General features: G+C 74.5%; 17 protein-coding genes. 9 read left to right on the top strand and 8 right to left on the bottom strand.

Going from position 1 to position 16,147, the window contains the following annotated elements; all coding sequences use genetic code 11:
- Positions 1–5: 5 nt before the first annotated feature.
- The 4 genes from E1289_RS30010 to E1289_RS30025 all read right to left on the bottom strand — a co-directional run bounded on the left by E1289_RS30010 (position 6) and on the right by E1289_RS30025 (position 3,240).
- On the bottom strand, positions 6–452 hold the full coding sequence (locus tag E1289_RS30010; RefSeq protein ID WP_131986182.1) for a MerR family transcriptional regulator: 447 nt from the start codon (positions 450–452) through the stop codon (positions 6–8).
- A complete protein-coding gene (locus tag E1289_RS30015; RefSeq protein WP_131986184.1) occupies positions 445–810 on the bottom strand; it encodes a hypothetical protein in 366 nt (121 codons plus the stop codon). The genes E1289_RS30010 and E1289_RS30015 overlap by 8 nt, the downstream gene beginning before the upstream one ends.
- Positions 811–905: 95 nt before the next feature.
- Entirely contained in the window at positions 906–2,375 is a 1,470-nt protein-coding gene (gene rox, locus E1289_RS30020) for a rifampin monooxygenase (RefSeq protein ID WP_131986186.1), read from the bottom strand.
- A 247-nt stretch (positions 2,376–2,622) separates the two neighbouring features.
- Positions 2,623–3,240, bottom strand: coding sequence for a TetR/AcrR family transcriptional regulator (locus E1289_RS30025; RefSeq protein ID WP_131986188.1), 618 nt, complete (start codon positions 3,238–3,240; stop codon positions 2,623–2,625).
- Between the two features lie 105 nt (positions 3,241–3,345).
- Between E1289_RS30025 and E1289_RS30030 the strand changes: the two genes are divergently transcribed.
- The 7 genes from E1289_RS30030 (at position 3,346) to E1289_RS30060 (ending at position 9,204) form a co-directional block, all read left to right on the top strand.
- On the top strand, positions 3,346–4,242 hold the full coding sequence (locus tag E1289_RS30030; RefSeq protein WP_131986190.1) for a virginiamycin B lyase: 897 nt from the start codon (positions 3,346–3,348) through the stop codon (positions 4,240–4,242).
- A gap of 84 nt (positions 4,243–4,326) precedes the next feature.
- On the top strand, positions 4,327–5,115 hold the full coding sequence (locus E1289_RS30035; RefSeq protein WP_131986192.1) for an RNA ligase family protein: 789 nt from the start codon (positions 4,327–4,329) through the stop codon (positions 5,113–5,115).
- Positions 5,099–6,223, top strand: a complete 1,125-nt coding sequence (locus E1289_RS30040) for an AAA family ATPase (RefSeq protein WP_131986194.1) — start codon at positions 5,099–5,101, stop codon at positions 6,221–6,223. The genes E1289_RS30035 and E1289_RS30040 overlap by 17 nt, the downstream gene beginning before the upstream one ends.
- Positions 6,224–6,358: 135 nt before the next feature.
- Positions 6,359–6,883, top strand: coding sequence for a phage holin family protein (locus E1289_RS30045; RefSeq protein WP_131986196.1), 525 nt, complete (start codon positions 6,359–6,361; stop codon positions 6,881–6,883).
- Entirely contained in the window at positions 6,880–7,428 is a 549-nt protein-coding gene (locus tag E1289_RS30050; protein WP_131986198.1) for a DUF3618 domain-containing protein, read from the top strand. The genes E1289_RS30045 and E1289_RS30050 overlap by 4 nt, the downstream gene beginning before the upstream one ends.
- 85 nt (positions 7,429–7,513) lie before the next feature.
- Positions 7,514–8,557, top strand: coding sequence for a YihY/virulence factor BrkB family protein (locus E1289_RS30055; RefSeq protein ID WP_131986200.1), 1,044 nt, complete (start codon positions 7,514–7,516; stop codon positions 8,555–8,557).
- Positions 8,558–8,637: 80 nt separating this feature from the next.
- Positions 8,638–9,204, top strand: coding sequence for a GNAT family protein (locus E1289_RS30060; RefSeq protein ID WP_131986202.1), 567 nt, complete (start codon positions 8,638–8,640; stop codon positions 9,202–9,204).
- 33 nt (positions 9,205–9,237) lie between these two features.
- Here the strand turns inward: E1289_RS30060 and E1289_RS40240 are convergent, their stop codons facing one another.
- Positions 9,238–10,230 carry a YafY family protein gene (locus tag E1289_RS40240; protein ID WP_279488158.1) on the bottom strand — a complete coding sequence of 331 codons (993 nt, stop codon included), beginning with the start codon at positions 10,228–10,230 and terminating at the stop codon, positions 9,238–9,240.
- Positions 10,231–10,315: 85 nt separating this feature from the next.
- On the opposite strand from E1289_RS40240, the gene E1289_RS30070 reads away from it, so the two are divergent.
- Entirely contained in the window at positions 10,316–11,104 is a 789-nt protein-coding gene (locus E1289_RS30070) for an alpha/beta hydrolase (protein WP_131986204.1), read from the top strand.
- A 208-nt stretch (positions 11,105–11,312) separates the two neighbouring features.
- Complete coding sequence (locus tag E1289_RS30075; RefSeq protein ID WP_131986206.1) at positions 11,313–12,365, top strand: alpha/beta hydrolase-fold protein; 1,053 nt, start codon at positions 11,313–11,315, stop codon at positions 12,363–12,365.
- 95 nt (positions 12,366–12,460) lie between these two features.
- Here E1289_RS30075 and E1289_RS30080 read toward each other — a convergent pair whose 3' ends face one another.
- The 3 genes from E1289_RS30080 to E1289_RS30090 all read right to left on the bottom strand — a co-directional run.
- Positions 12,461–14,335, bottom strand: a complete 1,875-nt coding sequence (locus tag E1289_RS30080) for a glycoside hydrolase family 3 protein (protein ID WP_131986208.1) — start codon at positions 14,333–14,335, stop codon at positions 12,461–12,463.
- Positions 14,336–14,491: 156 nt separating this feature from the next.
- Positions 14,492–15,667, bottom strand: coding sequence for an AI-2E family transporter (locus tag E1289_RS30085; protein WP_131986210.1), 1,176 nt, complete (start codon positions 15,665–15,667; stop codon positions 14,492–14,494).
- 323 nt (positions 15,668–15,990) lie between these two features.
- A partial coding sequence (locus tag E1289_RS30090) for a YdeI/OmpD-associated family protein (protein WP_165970661.1) occupies positions 15,991–16,147 on the bottom strand: 157 nt, incomplete at its 5' end.

Below are 16,147 nucleotides of genomic sequence, written 5' to 3' on the forward strand. Positions count from 1 at the left end.
GGGCCCTACGGGGCGGGGAAGGGAAGCGGGCAGGCCGGTTCGGCGGAGCAGGCGACCAGGTCGTCGCATCCGGCGGCCAGCGCGGACCGCAGGGTGGCGGCGACGGCGGACAGTTCCTCGATGCGGGCCTCCACCTCGGCGAGCTTGGACCGGGCGCGGTCGGCGAGACCGGCGCCGGTCCCGTCCGGTCCGCCGGGGCCGGGCCGGCGGCGGGCGGTGCCCGGCTCCAGCAGCGCGGCGACCTCGTCGAGGGTGAACCCGAGCCGCTGCGCGGTCTTGATCACGCGCAGCAGCGTGACGGTCTCCCGCGGGTACACGCGGTGCCCGCCCGGGGTGCGGACGGGGCGGTCCAGCAGCCCGCGCCGCTCGTAGTACCGCAGGGTCTGCGGGTTGACGCCGGCGGCCGCGGCGACCTGCCCGCTGCGCAGCCCCGCGGCGCCGCCGTCACTCATCTCCGCCCCCGCCGGGCCGGGCCGCCGGGGCGAGCGCTTCGGCGACCCGGCCGGTGAACGCGTCCAGGACGGCGGTGTGCCGGGCGGGGACGGCGACGTCCAGCGCCAGCTCACCGCCGGTGGCGGTCAGGGTGAAGGTGAAGAAGGAGCAGCAGGCGGTCTCGCGGGCGGCCAGCCCGGCGGCGCGCTCGGCCGTGGCCGGCTCCGCCCGCAGCCGGACCCGCGTCCGGCCGGTGTCGATGCGTTCCACGCCGGTCGCCGCCGCGGCGAACAGCGCGTCGAACTCGGCCACCCGCAGCGGCCGCTGCGCCGTCGGCAGCGTGCACGCCGGGGGCGCCCAGACCTCGTTGACGTCCATGCTTCGACGGTAACCCCGTACCCGGGTACCGGATGCAAGGCCGCGGCGTGACATTCCGCCCCGCCGCGGCCCGGCCCGGGACGCGTGCCTCTCGCTCAGCCCGTGGAGGGGCCGAACCACCGGGCCAGCGCGCCCTCCAGCCCGGCCTGGTCCTCACCGGCCCACGCCACGTGCCCGTCGGGCCGCAGCAGCACGGCGGGCACGTCCAGGCCCGCACCGTGGACGGCGGCATCGGCCGCGGCATCGGCGGCGGTGTCGACGGCATCGACGACGTGGTCGACGCGGTCCGCCCAGCCCGCCGCCGACAGCCGGCCGGTCTGGTCCAGCAGCAGCCCGCGGCCCCCGCGCATCAGCTCGTACAGGCGGCCCCGCTTCAGCGGGACGTCCGGCATCCGCCGGCCGAGCAGCTCGTGCCCCCCGCCGAAGTCGTAGCGGATCGCGGTCGCGATGATCCGCTCGGTGAGGTACCGGTTGACCTCGTTGAAGTCCATCAGCCGCGACACCAGCCGCCGCACCGCCCGGGCCCCCGGCGCGGTGGACATCAGCTCCATCTGCGCGCGGGTGTTGTCCAGCACGTCGGCGGCGACCGGGTGCCGCTCGGTGTGGTAGGTGTCCAGCAGGCCCTCCGGTGCCCGGCCGCCGACCTCGGCGGCGAGTTTCCAGCCGAGGTTGAACGCGTCCTGGACGCCGAGGTTGAGGCCCTGTCCCCCGGCCGGCGGGTGGATGTGGGCGGCGTCGCCGGCCAGCAGCACCCGCCCCTCGCGGTACCGTTCGGCCTGCCGGGTGGCGTCGCCGAACCGCGACAGCCAGCGCGGCGAGTGCACGCCGAAGTCGGTGCCGGCGACCGCCCGCAGCCGCCGCCTGAAGTCCTCCAGCGTCGGCGGGACCGCGCGGTCCTCGGCGACTCCCTCGGCGGGAACGGCGACGCGGTAGATCCCCTCCCCGATGGGCCCGAGACCGAACAGCTTCACGGTCTCGCGGACCTCCTCGACGATCGCGGCGATCTTCTCCGGCTCCTCGGCCGCCTCCATCTCGCCCAGCAGCGTCTCGTTGGTGGAGGGCTCGCCGGGGAACCCGATGCCGAGGAGCCGGCGCACCGTGCTGCGGCCGCCGTCGCAGCCGACGAGGTACCGTGCGCGCAGGCGGGTGCCGTCGGCGAGCTCGGCGGTCACCCCGTCCTCGTCCTGGTCGAGCCCGGTCAGCTCGCGGCCGCGCCGGATCTCGGTGCCGAGTTCGGCGGCGCGCTCCTCCAGCAGGCGGTCGGTGATGGACTGCGGGATGCCGAGGACGTAGGGGTGCGCGGTGTCCAGCCCTTCGGGGGTCGGCTTGCTGAGGGCGGCGAAGAAGCCGCCGAGCGGGTATTCGGTGCCGCGCTCGAGGAACCGGTCCAGGAGCCCGCGCTGGTCCATGATCTCGATGCTGCGGACGTGCAGGCCGAGCGAGCGGACGACCTTCCCCGGTTCGGTGTCCCGTTCCAGCACGAGGACCCGGACACCGTGCAGCCGCAACTCCGCGGCCAGCATCATGCCGGTCGGCCCGCCCCCGGCAATGATCACGTCGAACATGAACCCCCACTTTCGCGAGCCGTTTTCCGGCCCTTGTTCCCGTACATTCCGCAAGACTCTGAGCTGCGGGAATGCCCATTTACCGCATCCCTGATATTGCGCGGGACGCGGCCTCGGACGGAAATTGTGCAGCATGACCGGGGTCTTGCCGCAAGGCCCCCTATGTGCTATACATTGAGAGTGGCAGGGAGAGGCGATCTCCCTGCCTTTCTTGTTGCACCGCCCGGAGGCCCGGAGCGGCTCCGGGTCAGGTGACGAGCGCCCCGGCACGGGCGGCGGCGGCCGCGGACGCGGCGGCGCGGTCGGCGGCGGCCTCGTCGGCCGGCTCGCCGGTGACGAACAGCCGGTAGTACAGCGGCGCGACGGCGACCCGGACGACCTCGGCGGCGTCGGTCCCCGCGGGCACCTCGCCCCGCTCGGCCGCGCGCTCGACCACCACCGCGGACTGCTCGTGCCGCCGCGCGAAGAAGGCGTTCAGGGCGCGGGCCGCGGCGGCGCTCTGCGCGGCGGCCAAGACGAACGCGCGGGCGACCGGCCCCTGCGCGGGATCGGCGAAGCCGGTCAGGACGAGCCGGGCGATGGCCCGCAGGTCACCGTCGAGGGTGCCGGTGTCGGGCACCGGCCACGGCTCGCCGGCGGCGAGGTCCAGGGCGTCGGCGACGAGTCCGTCGGCATTGCGCCAGCGCCGGTAGACGGTGGTCCTGTGCACGCCGGACCGGGCGGCGACCGACTCGACGGTGAGCCCTTCGTAGCCGCGCTCGGCCAGTTCGGCGAGGGTGGCCCGCCGGACGGCGTCGCGCACCCGCGCGGTCCGGCCGCCGGGCCGGACCGTCCCCGGGCCGGTCACCGGCAGCCCCCGCGGCATCGGGTGATCGGTCGGCGGTTCCGCACCGGCCCAGCGTAACGCGACAGGTGTTGCGTTAACCGGGCGCCGGTGCGGAAAGAGCAGTCAGGGACGAGGGGGACGTTCATGACGCAGGGTTCGTACGCTGCCATCAGGGAGTTCGCCGTCTGCGGGCGGGACGCGGGACTGCACGGGATCGCCGCCGGGCCGGACGGGGCACTGTGGTTCACGCTGGTCGACGACGGCCGCGTGGGCGCGCTGGCGCCGGACGGCCGGGTCGCCCTGCACCATCCCGGCCCGCTGCTGCGCGGCCCGTCGGCCATCACGGCGGGTCCCGACGGCGCGCTGTGGTTCACCGCCTTCCACGGCGACGCGATCGGCCGGATCACGCCCCGCGGCGACGCGGGGCGGTTCCCGGCCCCCGGCGGTGGCGGCCCGTGCGGGATCGCCGCCGGGCCCGACGGCGCGCTGTGGTTCACCGTGCAGCGCACCGGCCGCATCGGACGCGTCACCCCGGACGGGCACGTCACTGAGCACCCGCTGCCCGCCCCGGCCGCGATGCCCTCGGCGATCACCGCGGGCCCGGACGGGGCGATGTGGTTCACCCTCCACCGGGGCGACGCCGTCGGCAGGATCACCCCCGGCGGGAGCGTCACCGTCCACCCCCTGCCGACCGAGGGGTCCGCGCCCGCCGGGATCGCCGCCGGGCCCGACGGCGCGCTGTGGTTCACCGCGACCGGTACCGGGCACATCGGCCGGATCAGTACCAGCGGCAAGGTCACCGAGTTCCCCCTGCCCGATCCGGACGCGGGCCCGCACGCCATCGTCAGCGGCCCGGGCGGGGACCTGTGGTTCACCGAGCGCGGCACCGCGCACGTCGGCCGTATCACGCCCGAGGGCCGCATCGACGAGCACCCGCTCCCCACCGCGGGATGCGGGCCGCTCGGCATCGCCCCCGGCCCCGATGGGGCGCTGTGGGTGACGCTGCGGACGGGAGCGATCGCCCGCGTCACCCCCGGCTGACCCGCCGCCGGGCCGCCCGCCGGGGCGCCCGCCTGGCGCGAAAAGCGGTTGGCGGCGCCGGCGGCGTCGGCTACAACGGTCCGCATGCTCCGCAAGTACCCCCGGACACGGCACATCGACGGCTCCCGGCTCCAGCCGGGAGACCACGACCTCGCCTCGGTGCCGTTCACCGAGATCGCCGGGCGGCACCTGGTGGTGGAGGAGAAACTCGACGGCGCCAACGCCGGCATCAGCTTCACCTCCGGCGGGGAACTGCGGCTGCAGAGCCGCGGCCACTACCTGACCGGCGGCCCCCGCGAACGCCAGTTCGCGCCGCTGAAGGCTTGGGCCGCCTCCGTCCAGCACGTGCTGCGGGAACGCCTGCGGGACCGGTACGTCATGTACGGGGAGTGGCTCTACGCCAAGCACACCGTCTTCTACGACGCGCTCCCCCACTACTTCTGCGAGTTCGACGTCCTGGACCGCTCCGACGGGACGTTCCTGTCCACCGCGCGGCGCCGGGAACTGCTCGCCGGAACGCCGGTGGTGCCGGTGCCCGTCCTGCACGAGGGCCCGCTGCCGGACGTGGCGGCGCTGAGCGCGCTGGCCGGGCCGTCCACCTGCCGCACCGCCGCGTGGCGGGACGCGCTGCGCGCCGCGGCGCGGGCGGGCGGCGCCGACCCCGGACGCGTCGCCGGGGAGACCGACGACTCCGACGACATGGAGGGCCTCTACATCAAGGTGGAGGAGGACGGCGAGACGGTCGGGCGCTACAAGTGGGTCCGGCCGAGTTTCCTGACCGCGATCCTGGACTCGGGCACCCACTGGCAGGACCGGCCCATCATCGCCAACGCCCTCGCCGACCCGGAGGTGCTGTATGCGGGTGTTCGCTGACCTGTGTCCCGCGCCGCCGCACTGGACCCTGCCCTGGGCGCGGATCCGCGACGCGTTCGGCTGGGTCCGCGACATGGCCGGCGTCCCGCAGGACGCGGTCTTCCACGGCGAGGGCGACGTCGAGGTCCACACGCGGATGGCGTGCGAGGCGCTGGCGTCACTGCCGCAGTGGCGGGCCCGCCCGCCCGCCGAGCGGGTCCGGCTGTTCACGGCCGTGCTGATGCACGACATCGCCAAGCCGCACTGCACGAGCGTCGACGGCGACGGCCGCATCACCGCCCGCGGGCATTCGCGGCGCGGCGACCTGATGGCGCGGCGGATCCTGTGGGAGATGGGCGCGCCGGTCGCCTGGCGCGAGCACGTCGCGGCGCTGATCCGCCACCACCAGGTGCCGTTCTGGGCGCTGGAGCGCCCCGACCTGCAGCAGATCGCGTTCCGTGTCAGCCTGCTGGCCCGAAACGACGACCTGGTGCTGCTGGCGTCGGCCGACATCCTCGGGCGGGTGTGCCCCGACACCGCCGAACTGCTGGACAACGTCGCCCTGTACGGCGAGTACTGCGAAGAGCAGCGGTGCCTGGACGTCGCGCGCGCGTTCCCGTCCGACCACGCCCGGTTCTGGTACTTCCGCAGGCCCGGCCGCGACGCCGGCTACGCCGCCTACGACGACACGCGCCTCACCGCGACGGTGCTGTCGGGCCTGCCGGGGGCGGGCAAGGACCACTGGATCGCCGCGCACCGCCCGGACCGGCCCGTCGTCAGCCTCGACCGGCTCCGCGCCGAGCTGGGCGTCTCCCCCGCCGGCGACCAGCGCGCCGTGGCCGCCGCCGCCTACGAGCTGGCCCGCGGGCACCTGCGCGCCGGGAGGTCGTTCGTGTGGAACGCCACCAACGTGTCGCGGGCGCAGCGCGACCTGTGCACCGGGCTCGTCGCCCGCTACCGCGGCCGGGTCGAGATCGTCGCGCTGGAGGCGCCGCCCCCGGTGATCCGCGACCGCAACCGGCGCCGCGAGTCCCCCGTTCCGGACGCGGTCGTCGACCGGCTCGTCCGCCGCTGGGAGACCCCCGATCCGACCGAGGCGCACCGCGTCGACTGGCTGACCAGCGGCTGACCGGCGGGCGGGCCACGCCGGGCCGGCCGCCGGCCGGGACGATCACCCGCGGTTCCCGCGCCGCCACGTTTAGCCCACGAGCAGGGGGAACGGCTCTAGCCCAGGCTTCGACAACGACGCGAGGAGGCCGGAGCTATGAGCATCGCGCGACCGGCACAGGACGGCAGGACCGGCGCGGCCCCCGGCGCCGCAGTGGACACCGCGACCGGGGACGAGGCCGCGGGCGTGCACCGCCACGACTACGGGCGCGCCCCCGAGTTCCGCGGCACCGACCACGAGGCGGGCACCGGAGAGCTGATCAGGCAGGCGACACGGCAGGTGTCGGACCTGCTGCGCGCCGAGCTGCGCCTGGCGGTGGCCGAGCTCAAGGACAAGGGCCGCCACGCCGGGACCGGCGCGGGCATGTTCGGCGGCGCCGCCCTGGTGGCGCTGTACGGGGTCGGGGCGCTGATCGCCGCGGCGATCGCCGCGATCGCGGTGGCGCTGCCGGTGTGGGCGTCCGCGCTCATCGTCGGCGCGGTCCTGCTGCTGGTCGCGGGCATCCTGGCGATGCTCGGCCGGTCGCAGACCAGGCGCGCCGCCCCGGCCAAACCCGAGCAGGCCATGGACGAGGCGAAGCAGGCGGTGGCCGAGTTGAAGGAAAGGGCGACGCACCGATGACCACGCAGGGCAAGCACGGCGCCGAGGCCGGGACCGAGGAGCTGCGCCAGGAGGTCGACCGGGCGCGCCACGATCTCGGCGAGACGGTGGAGCAGCTGGCCGCCAGGGCCGATGTGAAGGCCATGGCCAGGCAGAAGGCGGCCGAGGCCAAGGCCAAGATGCGCGAGACCGCCGCGCGGGCCAAGGACGCGGGCGATACCGAGTCGGCCAAGCGGGGTGGCGTCGTGATCGCCTCGGCGGGCGCGGTCGCACTGACCGCGGTCCTGGTGCGCCGGCGCCGCGCCTCCAGGTCGCGGCTGAGCTACAAGGTGAAACGGGGCGCCAAGTCGAAACTGCGCACCGGATCCAAGCTGCGCGCCGGGTCGAAGCTCCGCACCGCGTCCAAATTGCGCGCCGGGTCCAAGCCGGTGCTCAAGAGGCTCGGCTCCGGCAGGCTCGGGGCCAGGTCCAGGCCGGGCCGCCGGCGCAAGGCCCCGGTGCGGGTCGTGTTCCGCTCCGCCCAGAAGGAGCCCATCAAGGTGAAGCGCAGCCGCTCGCCCTTGTGAGCGCGGCCGCCGTGAGAGCGCCGCTGTGAGAACGCCGCTGTGAGAACGCCCCCGTGCTGACGCCATTGTGAGAGAAGGCCCGGTCATGCCCGAACCCGGCGGCCCCACCGCCCTTCCGGCCACCTCGTGGAAGGACGCGCTCAAACGGGCGGTGACCGAGTTCAAGAACGACGAACTGGCGGCCTGGGCCGCCGCCCTGACCTACTACGCCATCCTGTCGATCTTCCCGGCGCTGCTGGTGGTGGTGTCGCTGGTGGGCCTGACGGGCCGGTCGGCCACCGACGACCTGATCAGAACCGTCGGCGACCTGGCGCCGGGCGAGGTCGGCGACCTGCTGATCAGCGCCATCGAGGGGCTGCAGGGCACCGGCGGCGCCGGGCTGGTCGCGTTGCTGAGCCTGGCCGGTGCGGTGTGGTCGGCCTCGGGCTACGTCGGCGGGTTCATGAAGGCGTCCAACATCGTCTACGACATCCCCGAGGGCCGCCCGTTCTGGAAGACGATCCCGCTGCGGATCACGGTGACGCTGGTGGCGCTGATCGGGCTGTCGGCGTCGGCGGTCGCGGTGGTGGTGTCGGGGTCGCTGGCCCGCGAGGTCGGTGACGCGCTCGGGCTGGGGTCCCAGGCCGTCACCGTCTGGAACATCGCCAAGTGGCCGGTGATGCTGCTGATCATCAGCCTGCTGTTCTCGCTGCTGTACTGGGTCGCCCCGAACGCCAAGCGCCGCTTCCGGTGGGTGACGCCCGGCGGGATCCTGGCGGTGCTGCTGTGGCTCGCGGCGTCGGGCCTGTTCGCGCTGTACGTGGCCAACTTCGGCTCCTACAACAAGACCTACGGCAGCATCGCCGGAGTGATCATCTTCCTGGTGTGGCTGTGGATCACGAACCTGGCGATCCTGCTGGGCGCCGAGCTGAACGCCGAGCTGGAGCGGGGCCGCGCCATCGCCGGCGGCCGGTCCCCCGAGGAGAAACCGTACGTGGAGTTCCGCGACACCCGCGCGTTCGGCGACGCGCAGCGCCGCGAGATGGGCGTCGAGGAACCGTCCGCCGGCGAGGACGGCGGGGCCCGCAGGGCCGAGCCGGAGACGACGCCGGGCTCGCGTGAGGGCCGCCCCGGGCAGGGCCGCCCGTAGGAGCGGGCCGCCGCGCCGGAGCCGGTTTCCGGGGAATCACGGGTCGCACAAGGCCGAAGACGGTGAATAGGATCCTTCGCATGCTCCGTCCGGCCTACCCGATCGAGACCGAGCGGCTGGCGCTCCGGCCGTTCTGCGCGGACGACCTTGAGGGCCTGTACGCCTACCAGTCCCTGCCCGAGGTGGCGCGCTTCCTGTACTGGGAACCCCGGAACATGGAGGAGTCGCGTGCGTTCCTGAAGCAGAAGATGATGGCGTCCACCGTGGAGAAGGAGAGCGACTGGCTCGTCCTGGCCGTGGTGTGGCGGCAGGCCGCCGCCCTGATCGGTGAGGTGAACCTGCAGTGGCGCAGCCGGGAGCACCGGCAGGGCGAGATCGGGTACATCTTCAATCCCGCCTACCACGGCAAGGGCTTCGCCACCGAGGCCGCCGAGGTCGTGCTGCGGCTGGGGTTCGAGGGCCTCGGCCTGCACCGCGTGGTGGGGCGGCTGGACGGCCGCAACACCGCGTCGGCGCGGGTGCTGGAGCGGCTCGGCATGCGCCGTGAGGCGCACCTGGTGCAGAACGAGCGGGTCAAGGGCGAGTGGACCGACGAGATCATCTACGCGATGCTGCGCCACGAGTGGGAGTCGCGGCCCGCGTCCTGACCGGCCCGCGGCGCGGCCGTGGCGCCCCGGTGGTCAGCGGCCGGCCTGCTCGTGCAGGGTGCGGGCGAGGGCGCGGACGTGGTCGCGCAGCTCGCCGGGGCGGCGGATGGCGAAGGGGAATCCGAGCCCGGCCAGCATCAGCGCCATGCCGTCCAGGTGTTCGGCCCGTGTCTCCATCAGCACTCCGCCGTCCTGCTCGGTGAGCGTCGCGGTGGCGGCGGGGATGCGGCGGCGCGCCTGGGCGAGGGTGGTCTCCAGCAGCACCTCGACCTCGTGCGCGTACGGGACGTTCGCCAGCGAGCGGGTGACCTGCCGCACGGGGTCGATACCGGCGGGGATCTCGTAGCGGGCGGTGCCCGGCTCGGCGGACACGACGCGGTCGACCCGGAAGGTGCGGGTCTCGCCGCTGCGGTGGTCGTGGCCGGTGACGTACCAGCGGCCGGAGTGGAACACCAGCCCGTGGGGGTCCAGGTCGCGTTCGCTGGCTTCGCCCTGCCGGGAGCGGTACCGCAGCCGGACGCGGCGCCGCTCGCGGGTCGCGGCGGCCAGGGTGAGGACGGTCCCGATGCCGGGCGCGCCCCCGGCCGCCGGCGCCGCGGTGCCCGGGGCGGGCTCGCGGGCGGGGAGGGTGAACCCGAGCGTTTCGCGCAGTGCCTGGATCCGCTCGCGCAGCGCGGCGGGCAGGACGCGCTGCACCTTGGCGAGGGCGCTCTCGGTGGCCTGGCCGGGCAGGCCCACGCGGCGTCCGGCGAGCAGGCCCAGCACCACGGCGGCGGCCTCGTCGTCGGTCAGCATGAGCGGCGGCAGCTTGTAGCCGGGCATGAGGCGGTAGCCCCCGTGGCGGCCGCGTTCGGCGACGACGGGCACGCCGAGGTCGCCCAGCCGCGCGGCGTAGCGGCGCACGGTGCGCTCGTCCACGCCGAGCCGCCGGGCCAGTTCGGCGCCGCCGATCCGGTGGTTGGCCTGCAGCAGCTCCAGCATCGCCAGGACCCGGGTCGTCGGATGCGACGGCGAGGGATACGACACGGGATCACCCTCCAAATCCGGGCGGTTTCTGTCCGGTATTGACCGTAGCGTGAAGCCGTACCCATCGAGGAAGGGAAGGGCTGACATGAAGACGGCTGGCAGGGCGACGTTCGTACTGGTCCCCGGTTACTGGCTCGGCGCGTGGGCGTGGGACGAGGTGGCGGCCGAGCTGCGGGCCGCGGGGCACGACGTCCACGCGGTGACGCCCACGGGGCAGGGTGAGCGGGCGGCCGAGGCCGCCCCGGGCGTCTGCGTCGACACCCACATCGCCGACATCGTGCAAGTCGTGGAGGGCGGCGGCCTGGAGCGGGTCGTGCTCGTCGCGCACAGCGGCGCGAACATGGCGGCGACGGGCGCGGCCGACAGGCTCCCCGAGCGGATCGCGCGGATCGTCTACGTCGACACCGGGCCGATGCCGTCGGGGATGGCCGGCATCGACTTCCATGAGCCCGAGGCCCGCGCCGAGCTGGAGAGGCAGGTCGCCGAGGAGGGCGAGGGGTGGAAGATCCCGGTGCCGCCGTTCACCCCGGACACCGGCCCGGACGCCGGCTCGGGGGACCTGGCCGGCCTGACCGCGGAGCACCTCGCCGTCCTGCGCGAGCGCGGGACCCCGCAGCCGTTCGGCACGGCTACGCAGCCGCTGAAGCGCCCCGACCCGCTGCCGGCGACGCCGCGGACGCTGATCGCGACCACGATCCCCCTCGCCGCGGTCAAGGCGATGGCCGAGCAGGGCCACCCGGTGTTCGCGGAGATGGCCGGGCCCGGCTGGACCTACCGGGAGCTGCCCACGGGGCACTGGCCGATGCTGTCGCGGCCGCGCGACCTGGCCGCGCTGCTCGCCGAGACCGCCGCCCTCGGCCCCGCCGGGCGGTGACAGGACGCCGGGCGCGCCGCCCCGGGGCTCCGCCGCCGATGCGCGCGTCCGACCCCTCCTGGGGCTGCGCGGATGACTCACATGTTCACAGGGTGCGGGCCATTTCTTGTAAATCGTGCCTGTAGATCGTTCCGGTGGAGGCGAGGACACTCTGCGGGAGTCGCACGGCCACGGGGGTCGGGCCAGTTCCGCGAGGTGAGCAGAGCAGATGACATCCTCCGTCCGCCGTCGGCCGCTCCCGTCCCCCTTGCGCCGCTCGCTGGCGGCCGGCGCGTCCGCCGCCGTCCTCGCCGCCGGGATGAGCGGGGTGGGCGTGAGCGCCGCGCACGCGGCGCCCGCGGCGGCGCTCGCCGCGGCGCCGGTCGCGGCGGACACCGGGGCGCGGATCACGTCCGAGAAGAAGGTCGCCGCCAACGCCGTCGACATCACGATCGACTCGCCCTCGCTCGGCCAGTCGGTGAAGACCCGCGTCCTGCTGCCGAAGAACTGGATGCGCGGCTCGCAGGCTACGTGGCCGGTCCTGTACGCCTTCCACGGCGGTCAGGACGACTACACGTCCTGGACGAGGAGCACCGACATCGAGGCGTGGGCGGCCAGGTACAACGTCCTCGTCGTCATGCCCGAGGGCGCGAACGGCTCCTACACCGACTGGTACAACTACGGCAAGGGCGGGACGCCCAAGTGGGAGACGTTCCACACCGCCGAGGTGCGGCAGCTGATGGAGCGCAACTATGGTGCGGGCGCGCTGCGCGCGGCGATCGGCAACTCCTCGGGCGGCGCGGGCGCCATGGCCTACGCGGCCCGGCATCCGGGGCTGTTCAGGTACGCGGCGTCGCTGAGCGGGATCCTGTCGATGCGGTCGATCGGGATGCCGGCGCTGCTGATGTTCACCAACGCCAGCAACGGGGTGGACCCGTTCGCGATCTGGGGCATCCCGTGGGCCGACGACGCCAACTGGGCGGCGCACGACCCGCACGCGCTGGCGCCCAGGCTGCGCGGCACCGGCCTCTTCTTCTCCTCGGGCACGACGGGCCGGCCGGGTCCCGGCGACCCGAACGTGGCGCCGTGGGACATCGGCCTGCTGAGCGAGATCGCGGTCGGCGCCAACAACCAGGAGTTCAAGAAGCGCCTGGACCAGCTGAAGATCCCCTACACCGCGCACATCTACGGCGACGGCCGGCACAACTGGCCGGCGTGGATCCGCGAGGCGCAGTCCGTCTGGCCGGCGCTGATGAAGTCGATCGGCGCGCGGAAGGTGTGACGGTCCTCCCCCGGTACTCGTGACCCGGCCCGGTTCCGGGACGGCAGTGGCTGCCGTCCCGGAACCGGGCCGTCTGATCCGGTGGCCGGGGCGGGTCAGCGGCGGTAGCCCAGCCCGTGCCCGAAGGGGTACAGGGCGGTGCCGGGTTCGTCGCGGACGGGGATGGTGACGGGCAGCCGCCCGCGCGGGTTCAGCTCGCCGAACAGCGTCGCGGCCGCCGACCGCAGCGCCTCGGCGGTGTAGGAGTAGGTCGCCAGGTAGGTGCCGGCCTCGGGGAACCAGGCGATGTCGTAGGGGTCGCGGACGGCGATGACCACGACGGGCGTGCCGGTGGCCAGCAGCGCCTTGACGAGGTTCATCTGGCCGGGGCCGTTGTGGCCGGGCTCGTCCTTGACGTCCCAGGCGCGGTTGGTGACGGCGACGACGAGGTCCTGGTCGCGGGCGGCGGCGACGGCCTCGTCGATCTGGGCCCGGGTGGGCGCGGCGCCGGTCTGCCTGATGGTGGTGGTGGCGCCGCGGCGGGCGATCTCGGTGCCGAGCGCGGCGGTGGTGGACACGCCCCACCCGGTGACGAGGACGTCGCGGCCGCCGGGCCGCATCGGCAGGACGCCGGCGTCGTTCTTGACCAGGGTGGTGGTGCGGTCGGTGGCGCGCTGGGCGGCGGCCAGGTGCGCGGGCGCCCCCACGATCTCGCCGACCTCGGCGGGGTCGGCGTAGGGGTCGCGGAACAGGCCGCGTTCGTGCTTGAGCTCCAGGATCCGGTACACCGACTCGTCGATGCGGCTCTCGGTCAGCTCGCCGGACCTGACGGCGGCGACGACGGCGGCGAGCTGGCGGGGGAACACGCCGTTGCCGTCGTCGCCGACCGGCGGCTTGAGCAGCACGTCGACGCCGGCCTTGAGCGCCAGGACGGGAATGCGCTCGTCGCCGTACTTGGCGCGGACGCCGTCCATGTCGAGCGCGTCGGTGACGACGACGCCGCGGTAGCCGAGCCGGTCGCGCAGGATCCCGGTGAGGATGGGCCGCGACAGGGTGGCGGGGTCGCGGGAGGGGTCCAGGGACGGCACGACGATGTGCGCCGTCATGATCGAGTCGACGCCGGCGGCGATGGCGGCGCGGAACGGCGGCAGGTCGAGCCGTTCCCATTCCTCGCGGGTGTGGTCGATCTCCGGGACGCCGACGTGGCTGTCGGTGGTGGTGTCGCCGTGGCCGGGGAAGTGCTTGGCGGTGGCGGTGACCCCCGCGGAGCGGTAGCCGCGGATCTGCGCGGTGACCATGGACGCCACCAGGCCGGGGTCGGAGCCGAAGGACCGGACGCCGATGACGGGGTTGGCGGGGTTGACGTTCACGTCGGCGTCGGGGGCGTAGTTCTGGTTGACGCCGACGGCGCGCAGTTCCCGGCCGGTGATGCGGGCCAGGGCGCGGGCGCCGGCGGTGCGGCGCCCGGCGGCCAGGGCCATCGCGCCGGGCGACTGGGTCGCGGGCGGCTGGAGGCGGGCGACGATGCCGCCCTCCTGGTCGGTGGCGATGGTGGCGGGGACGCGGTGGGGCCGGGCCATCGCGGCGCGCTGGATGCCGTTGGAGAACGCGGCGACCTGCTGGGGGTCGCGGACGTTCTCGCCGTAGTAGATGAACCCGCCGGGCCGGTAGCGGGCCATGACCTGCTCGGCGTTGTCGGCCCCGTACAGCCTGCGGTTGGCGGCGACGGCAGCGGGGTCGGCGGTGTCGGCGCTGAGGCCGTGGATCTGCAGGACGAACAGCTGCGCGGCCTTCTCCTCCAGCGTCATCGACCGCAGGATCCGCATGATCTCGGGGTTCCTCCCGTGGCCGGCGCCGTGACCGGGACCGGGGCCGCCGGGTGGCGCGGCCTGCGCGGCGGGCGTGGTCACGGCGGCCAGCCCGGTGACGGCGAGGGTGCCCGCGGTGAGGCCGGCGAGCCACCGGCGGCGGCGCGTGCGGGGACGGTACATGTCGGCTCCCTCCGGCCCCCGAGACTGCGGATGATCAAGGTTCCCTCCCGGCACGCTAACCTCCGGCGGCGGCGCCGTCCACGGCAAGGATCGACGACACCGCGACCGCGTCCGCGCGTCCGTGGCCGCAAGAGGTCATCGCCCGCCGCGCGGGGCTCAGTGGCGGCGCAGCCACCGCCACCAGTGGCCGCCGGGCGGGTCGGGCTCGGTCAGCGGGTGCGCCTCGATGCCGTAGCGGCGGACGAAGACGCTGCCGAACGCCTGGACGGTGGCGCCGAACGGCACCGCCAGCAGCACCCCGATGGGCCCGGCGACGGCGGCGCCGGCCAGGACGAGCCCGAACGCGACGGCGGGGTGCACGTCGACGGTGCGGGCGGTGATGCGGGGCTGCAGCAGGTAGTTCTCCAGCTGCTGGTAGCCGAGGATGAACAGCAGCATCCACAGCGCGGTCGAGGCCCCCACGGTCAGAGCGATCAGCACGGGCACCGCGCCGGCCAGGTAGGTGCCGATGGCCGGGATGAACTGCGACACCACCCCGGCCCACACCGCCAGGACGGCCGCGTAGGGGACCCCGAGCGCGGCCATGATGGCGAAGTGCGCGAGGCCCGAGACCAGGGCCAGCAGGCCGCGCGAGTAGATGTACCCGCCGGTCTTGTCGACGGCGATCTCCCAGGCCCGCAGTACCTCAAGCTGCTGGCGGGGCGGCAGCACCGAGCAGACCGTCCGGCGGAACCGCGGGCCCTCGGCCGACAGGTAGAAGGTGAACAGCAGCACGCCGAGGGCCTTGAACACCACGCCGAAGGCGGTGGTGCCGATCCCCCACACGTTGGTCGCCAGCGACGACAGGTACCGCGACAGGCCGCCGGTGGCGGTGGGCAGCCGCTGCAGCAGGTTGTCCTGCCGCAGGTCGGTCCCGAAGGTGGCGTTGACCCAGCCGGTGACCTGGCGGACGTATCCGGGGAACCCGTCGACGAGGTTGGCGGCCTGGGAGGCCAGCAGCGACCCGATGCCGCCGAGGAACCCCGCGCCGAGCACCCCGATGACCAGGAACATCACCGCGGTGGCGGGACCGCGCCGCCACCGGTGCCGGGCCAGCCAGTTGACGGCCGGTTCGATCGCGAACGACAGGAACAGCGAGACCAGCAGGAGCAGCAGCAGTTCCCGCAGCCGCTGCAGCAGCCACAGCAGCGCCATGAACCCCAGGACGACGGCACCGGCGAGCGCGAACGCCTTCGGCAGCCAGGGCGGCATCCTGTGCGCGTCCGCGTGCCGCTGCGCGGCGGACACCCCGGGCGGGACGTCGGCGGGCGTGTCGCCGGGCGGCTGCGCCATGCCCGCACGCTAACGGCGCCCCACCGCCCATTCCGGACGTCCCGCCGCACCCCGGGACCGATCTTTACCGAGCTTTCAAGCCACGTCCCCGTCCGCTGCGGGTCCTCCGCCATGGGCGAGTGCCCAGCACGGCCTCCCGGTCGCCGTCAGCCGGAGGCCGGCATCCACTCCCCCGGACGGCGTCCCGCCCAATGTGTGCGGGCAGGTCGTCATGTGTGATTCCTTCTACGCATCTCCACCGCGGCCTTCGGCAGCTCCGACTGCGGGGCGACTTCGGATGCCGTCCGGCGCGTCCCCTGCCGGTCGCGGTCTCGCCGTGTCCGTCAGCCGCGGCTCAGCAGGTCGGAGATCGCCCTGGTGATGCGGGCCTGGCGGGCGGCCGGTGTCCTGGCCTTCAGCAGCGGCAGGATGAGGCGGTAGCGGTCGGTCCTGCCGAGCGCCTCGAAGCGGGCGGCGGCGTCGGGGCGGGCGGCGAGGGCC

Source organism: Actinomadura sp. 6K520 (assembly GCF_004349245.1).
Classification (GTDB): domain Bacteria; phylum Actinomycetota; class Actinomycetes; order Streptosporangiales; family Streptosporangiaceae; genus Spirillospora.

Coding starts and splice junctions, on each gene's coding strand:
- E1289_RS30070 (WP_131986204.1), top strand. CDS start 10,316: ATGAAGACGGCTGGCAGGGCGACGTTCGTACTGGTCCCCGGTTACTGG.
- E1289_RS30015 (WP_131986184.1), bottom strand. CDS start 810: ATGGACGTCAACGAGGTCTGGGCGCCCCCGGCGTGCACGCTGCCGACG.
- rox (WP_131986186.1), bottom strand. CDS start 2,375: ATGTTCGACGTGATCATTGCCGGGGGCGGGCCGACCGGCATGATGCTG.
- E1289_RS30085 (WP_131986210.1), bottom strand. CDS start 15,667: ATGGCGCAGCCGCCCGGCGACACGCCCGCCGACGTCCCGCCCGGGGTG.
- E1289_RS30010 (WP_131986182.1), bottom strand. CDS start 452: ATGAGTGACGGCGGCGCCGCGGGGCTGCGCAGCGGGCAGGTCGCCGCG.
- E1289_RS30055 (WP_131986200.1), top strand. CDS start 7,514: ATGCCCGAACCCGGCGGCCCCACCGCCCTTCCGGCCACCTCGTGGAAG.
- E1289_RS30025 (WP_131986188.1), bottom strand. CDS start 3,240: ATGCCGCGGGGGCTGCCGGTGACCGGCCCGGGGACGGTCCGGCCCGGC.
- E1289_RS30030 (WP_131986190.1), top strand. CDS start 3,346: ATGACGCAGGGTTCGTACGCTGCCATCAGGGAGTTCGCCGTCTGCGGG.
- E1289_RS30060 (WP_131986202.1), top strand. CDS start 8,638: ATGCTCCGTCCGGCCTACCCGATCGAGACCGAGCGGCTGGCGCTCCGG.
- E1289_RS30040 (WP_131986194.1), top strand. CDS start 5,099: ATGCGGGTGTTCGCTGACCTGTGTCCCGCGCCGCCGCACTGGACCCTG.
- E1289_RS30035 (WP_131986192.1), top strand. CDS start 4,327: ATGCTCCGCAAGTACCCCCGGACACGGCACATCGACGGCTCCCGGCTC.
- E1289_RS30075 (WP_131986206.1), top strand. CDS start 11,313: ATGACATCCTCCGTCCGCCGTCGGCCGCTCCCGTCCCCCTTGCGCCGC.
- E1289_RS30045 (WP_131986196.1), top strand. CDS start 6,359: ATGAGCATCGCGCGACCGGCACAGGACGGCAGGACCGGCGCGGCCCCC.
- E1289_RS30080 (WP_131986208.1), bottom strand. CDS start 14,335: ATGTACCGTCCCCGCACGCGCCGCCGCCGGTGGCTCGCCGGCCTCACC.
- E1289_RS30050 (WP_131986198.1), top strand. CDS start 6,880: ATGACCACGCAGGGCAAGCACGGCGCCGAGGCCGGGACCGAGGAGCTG.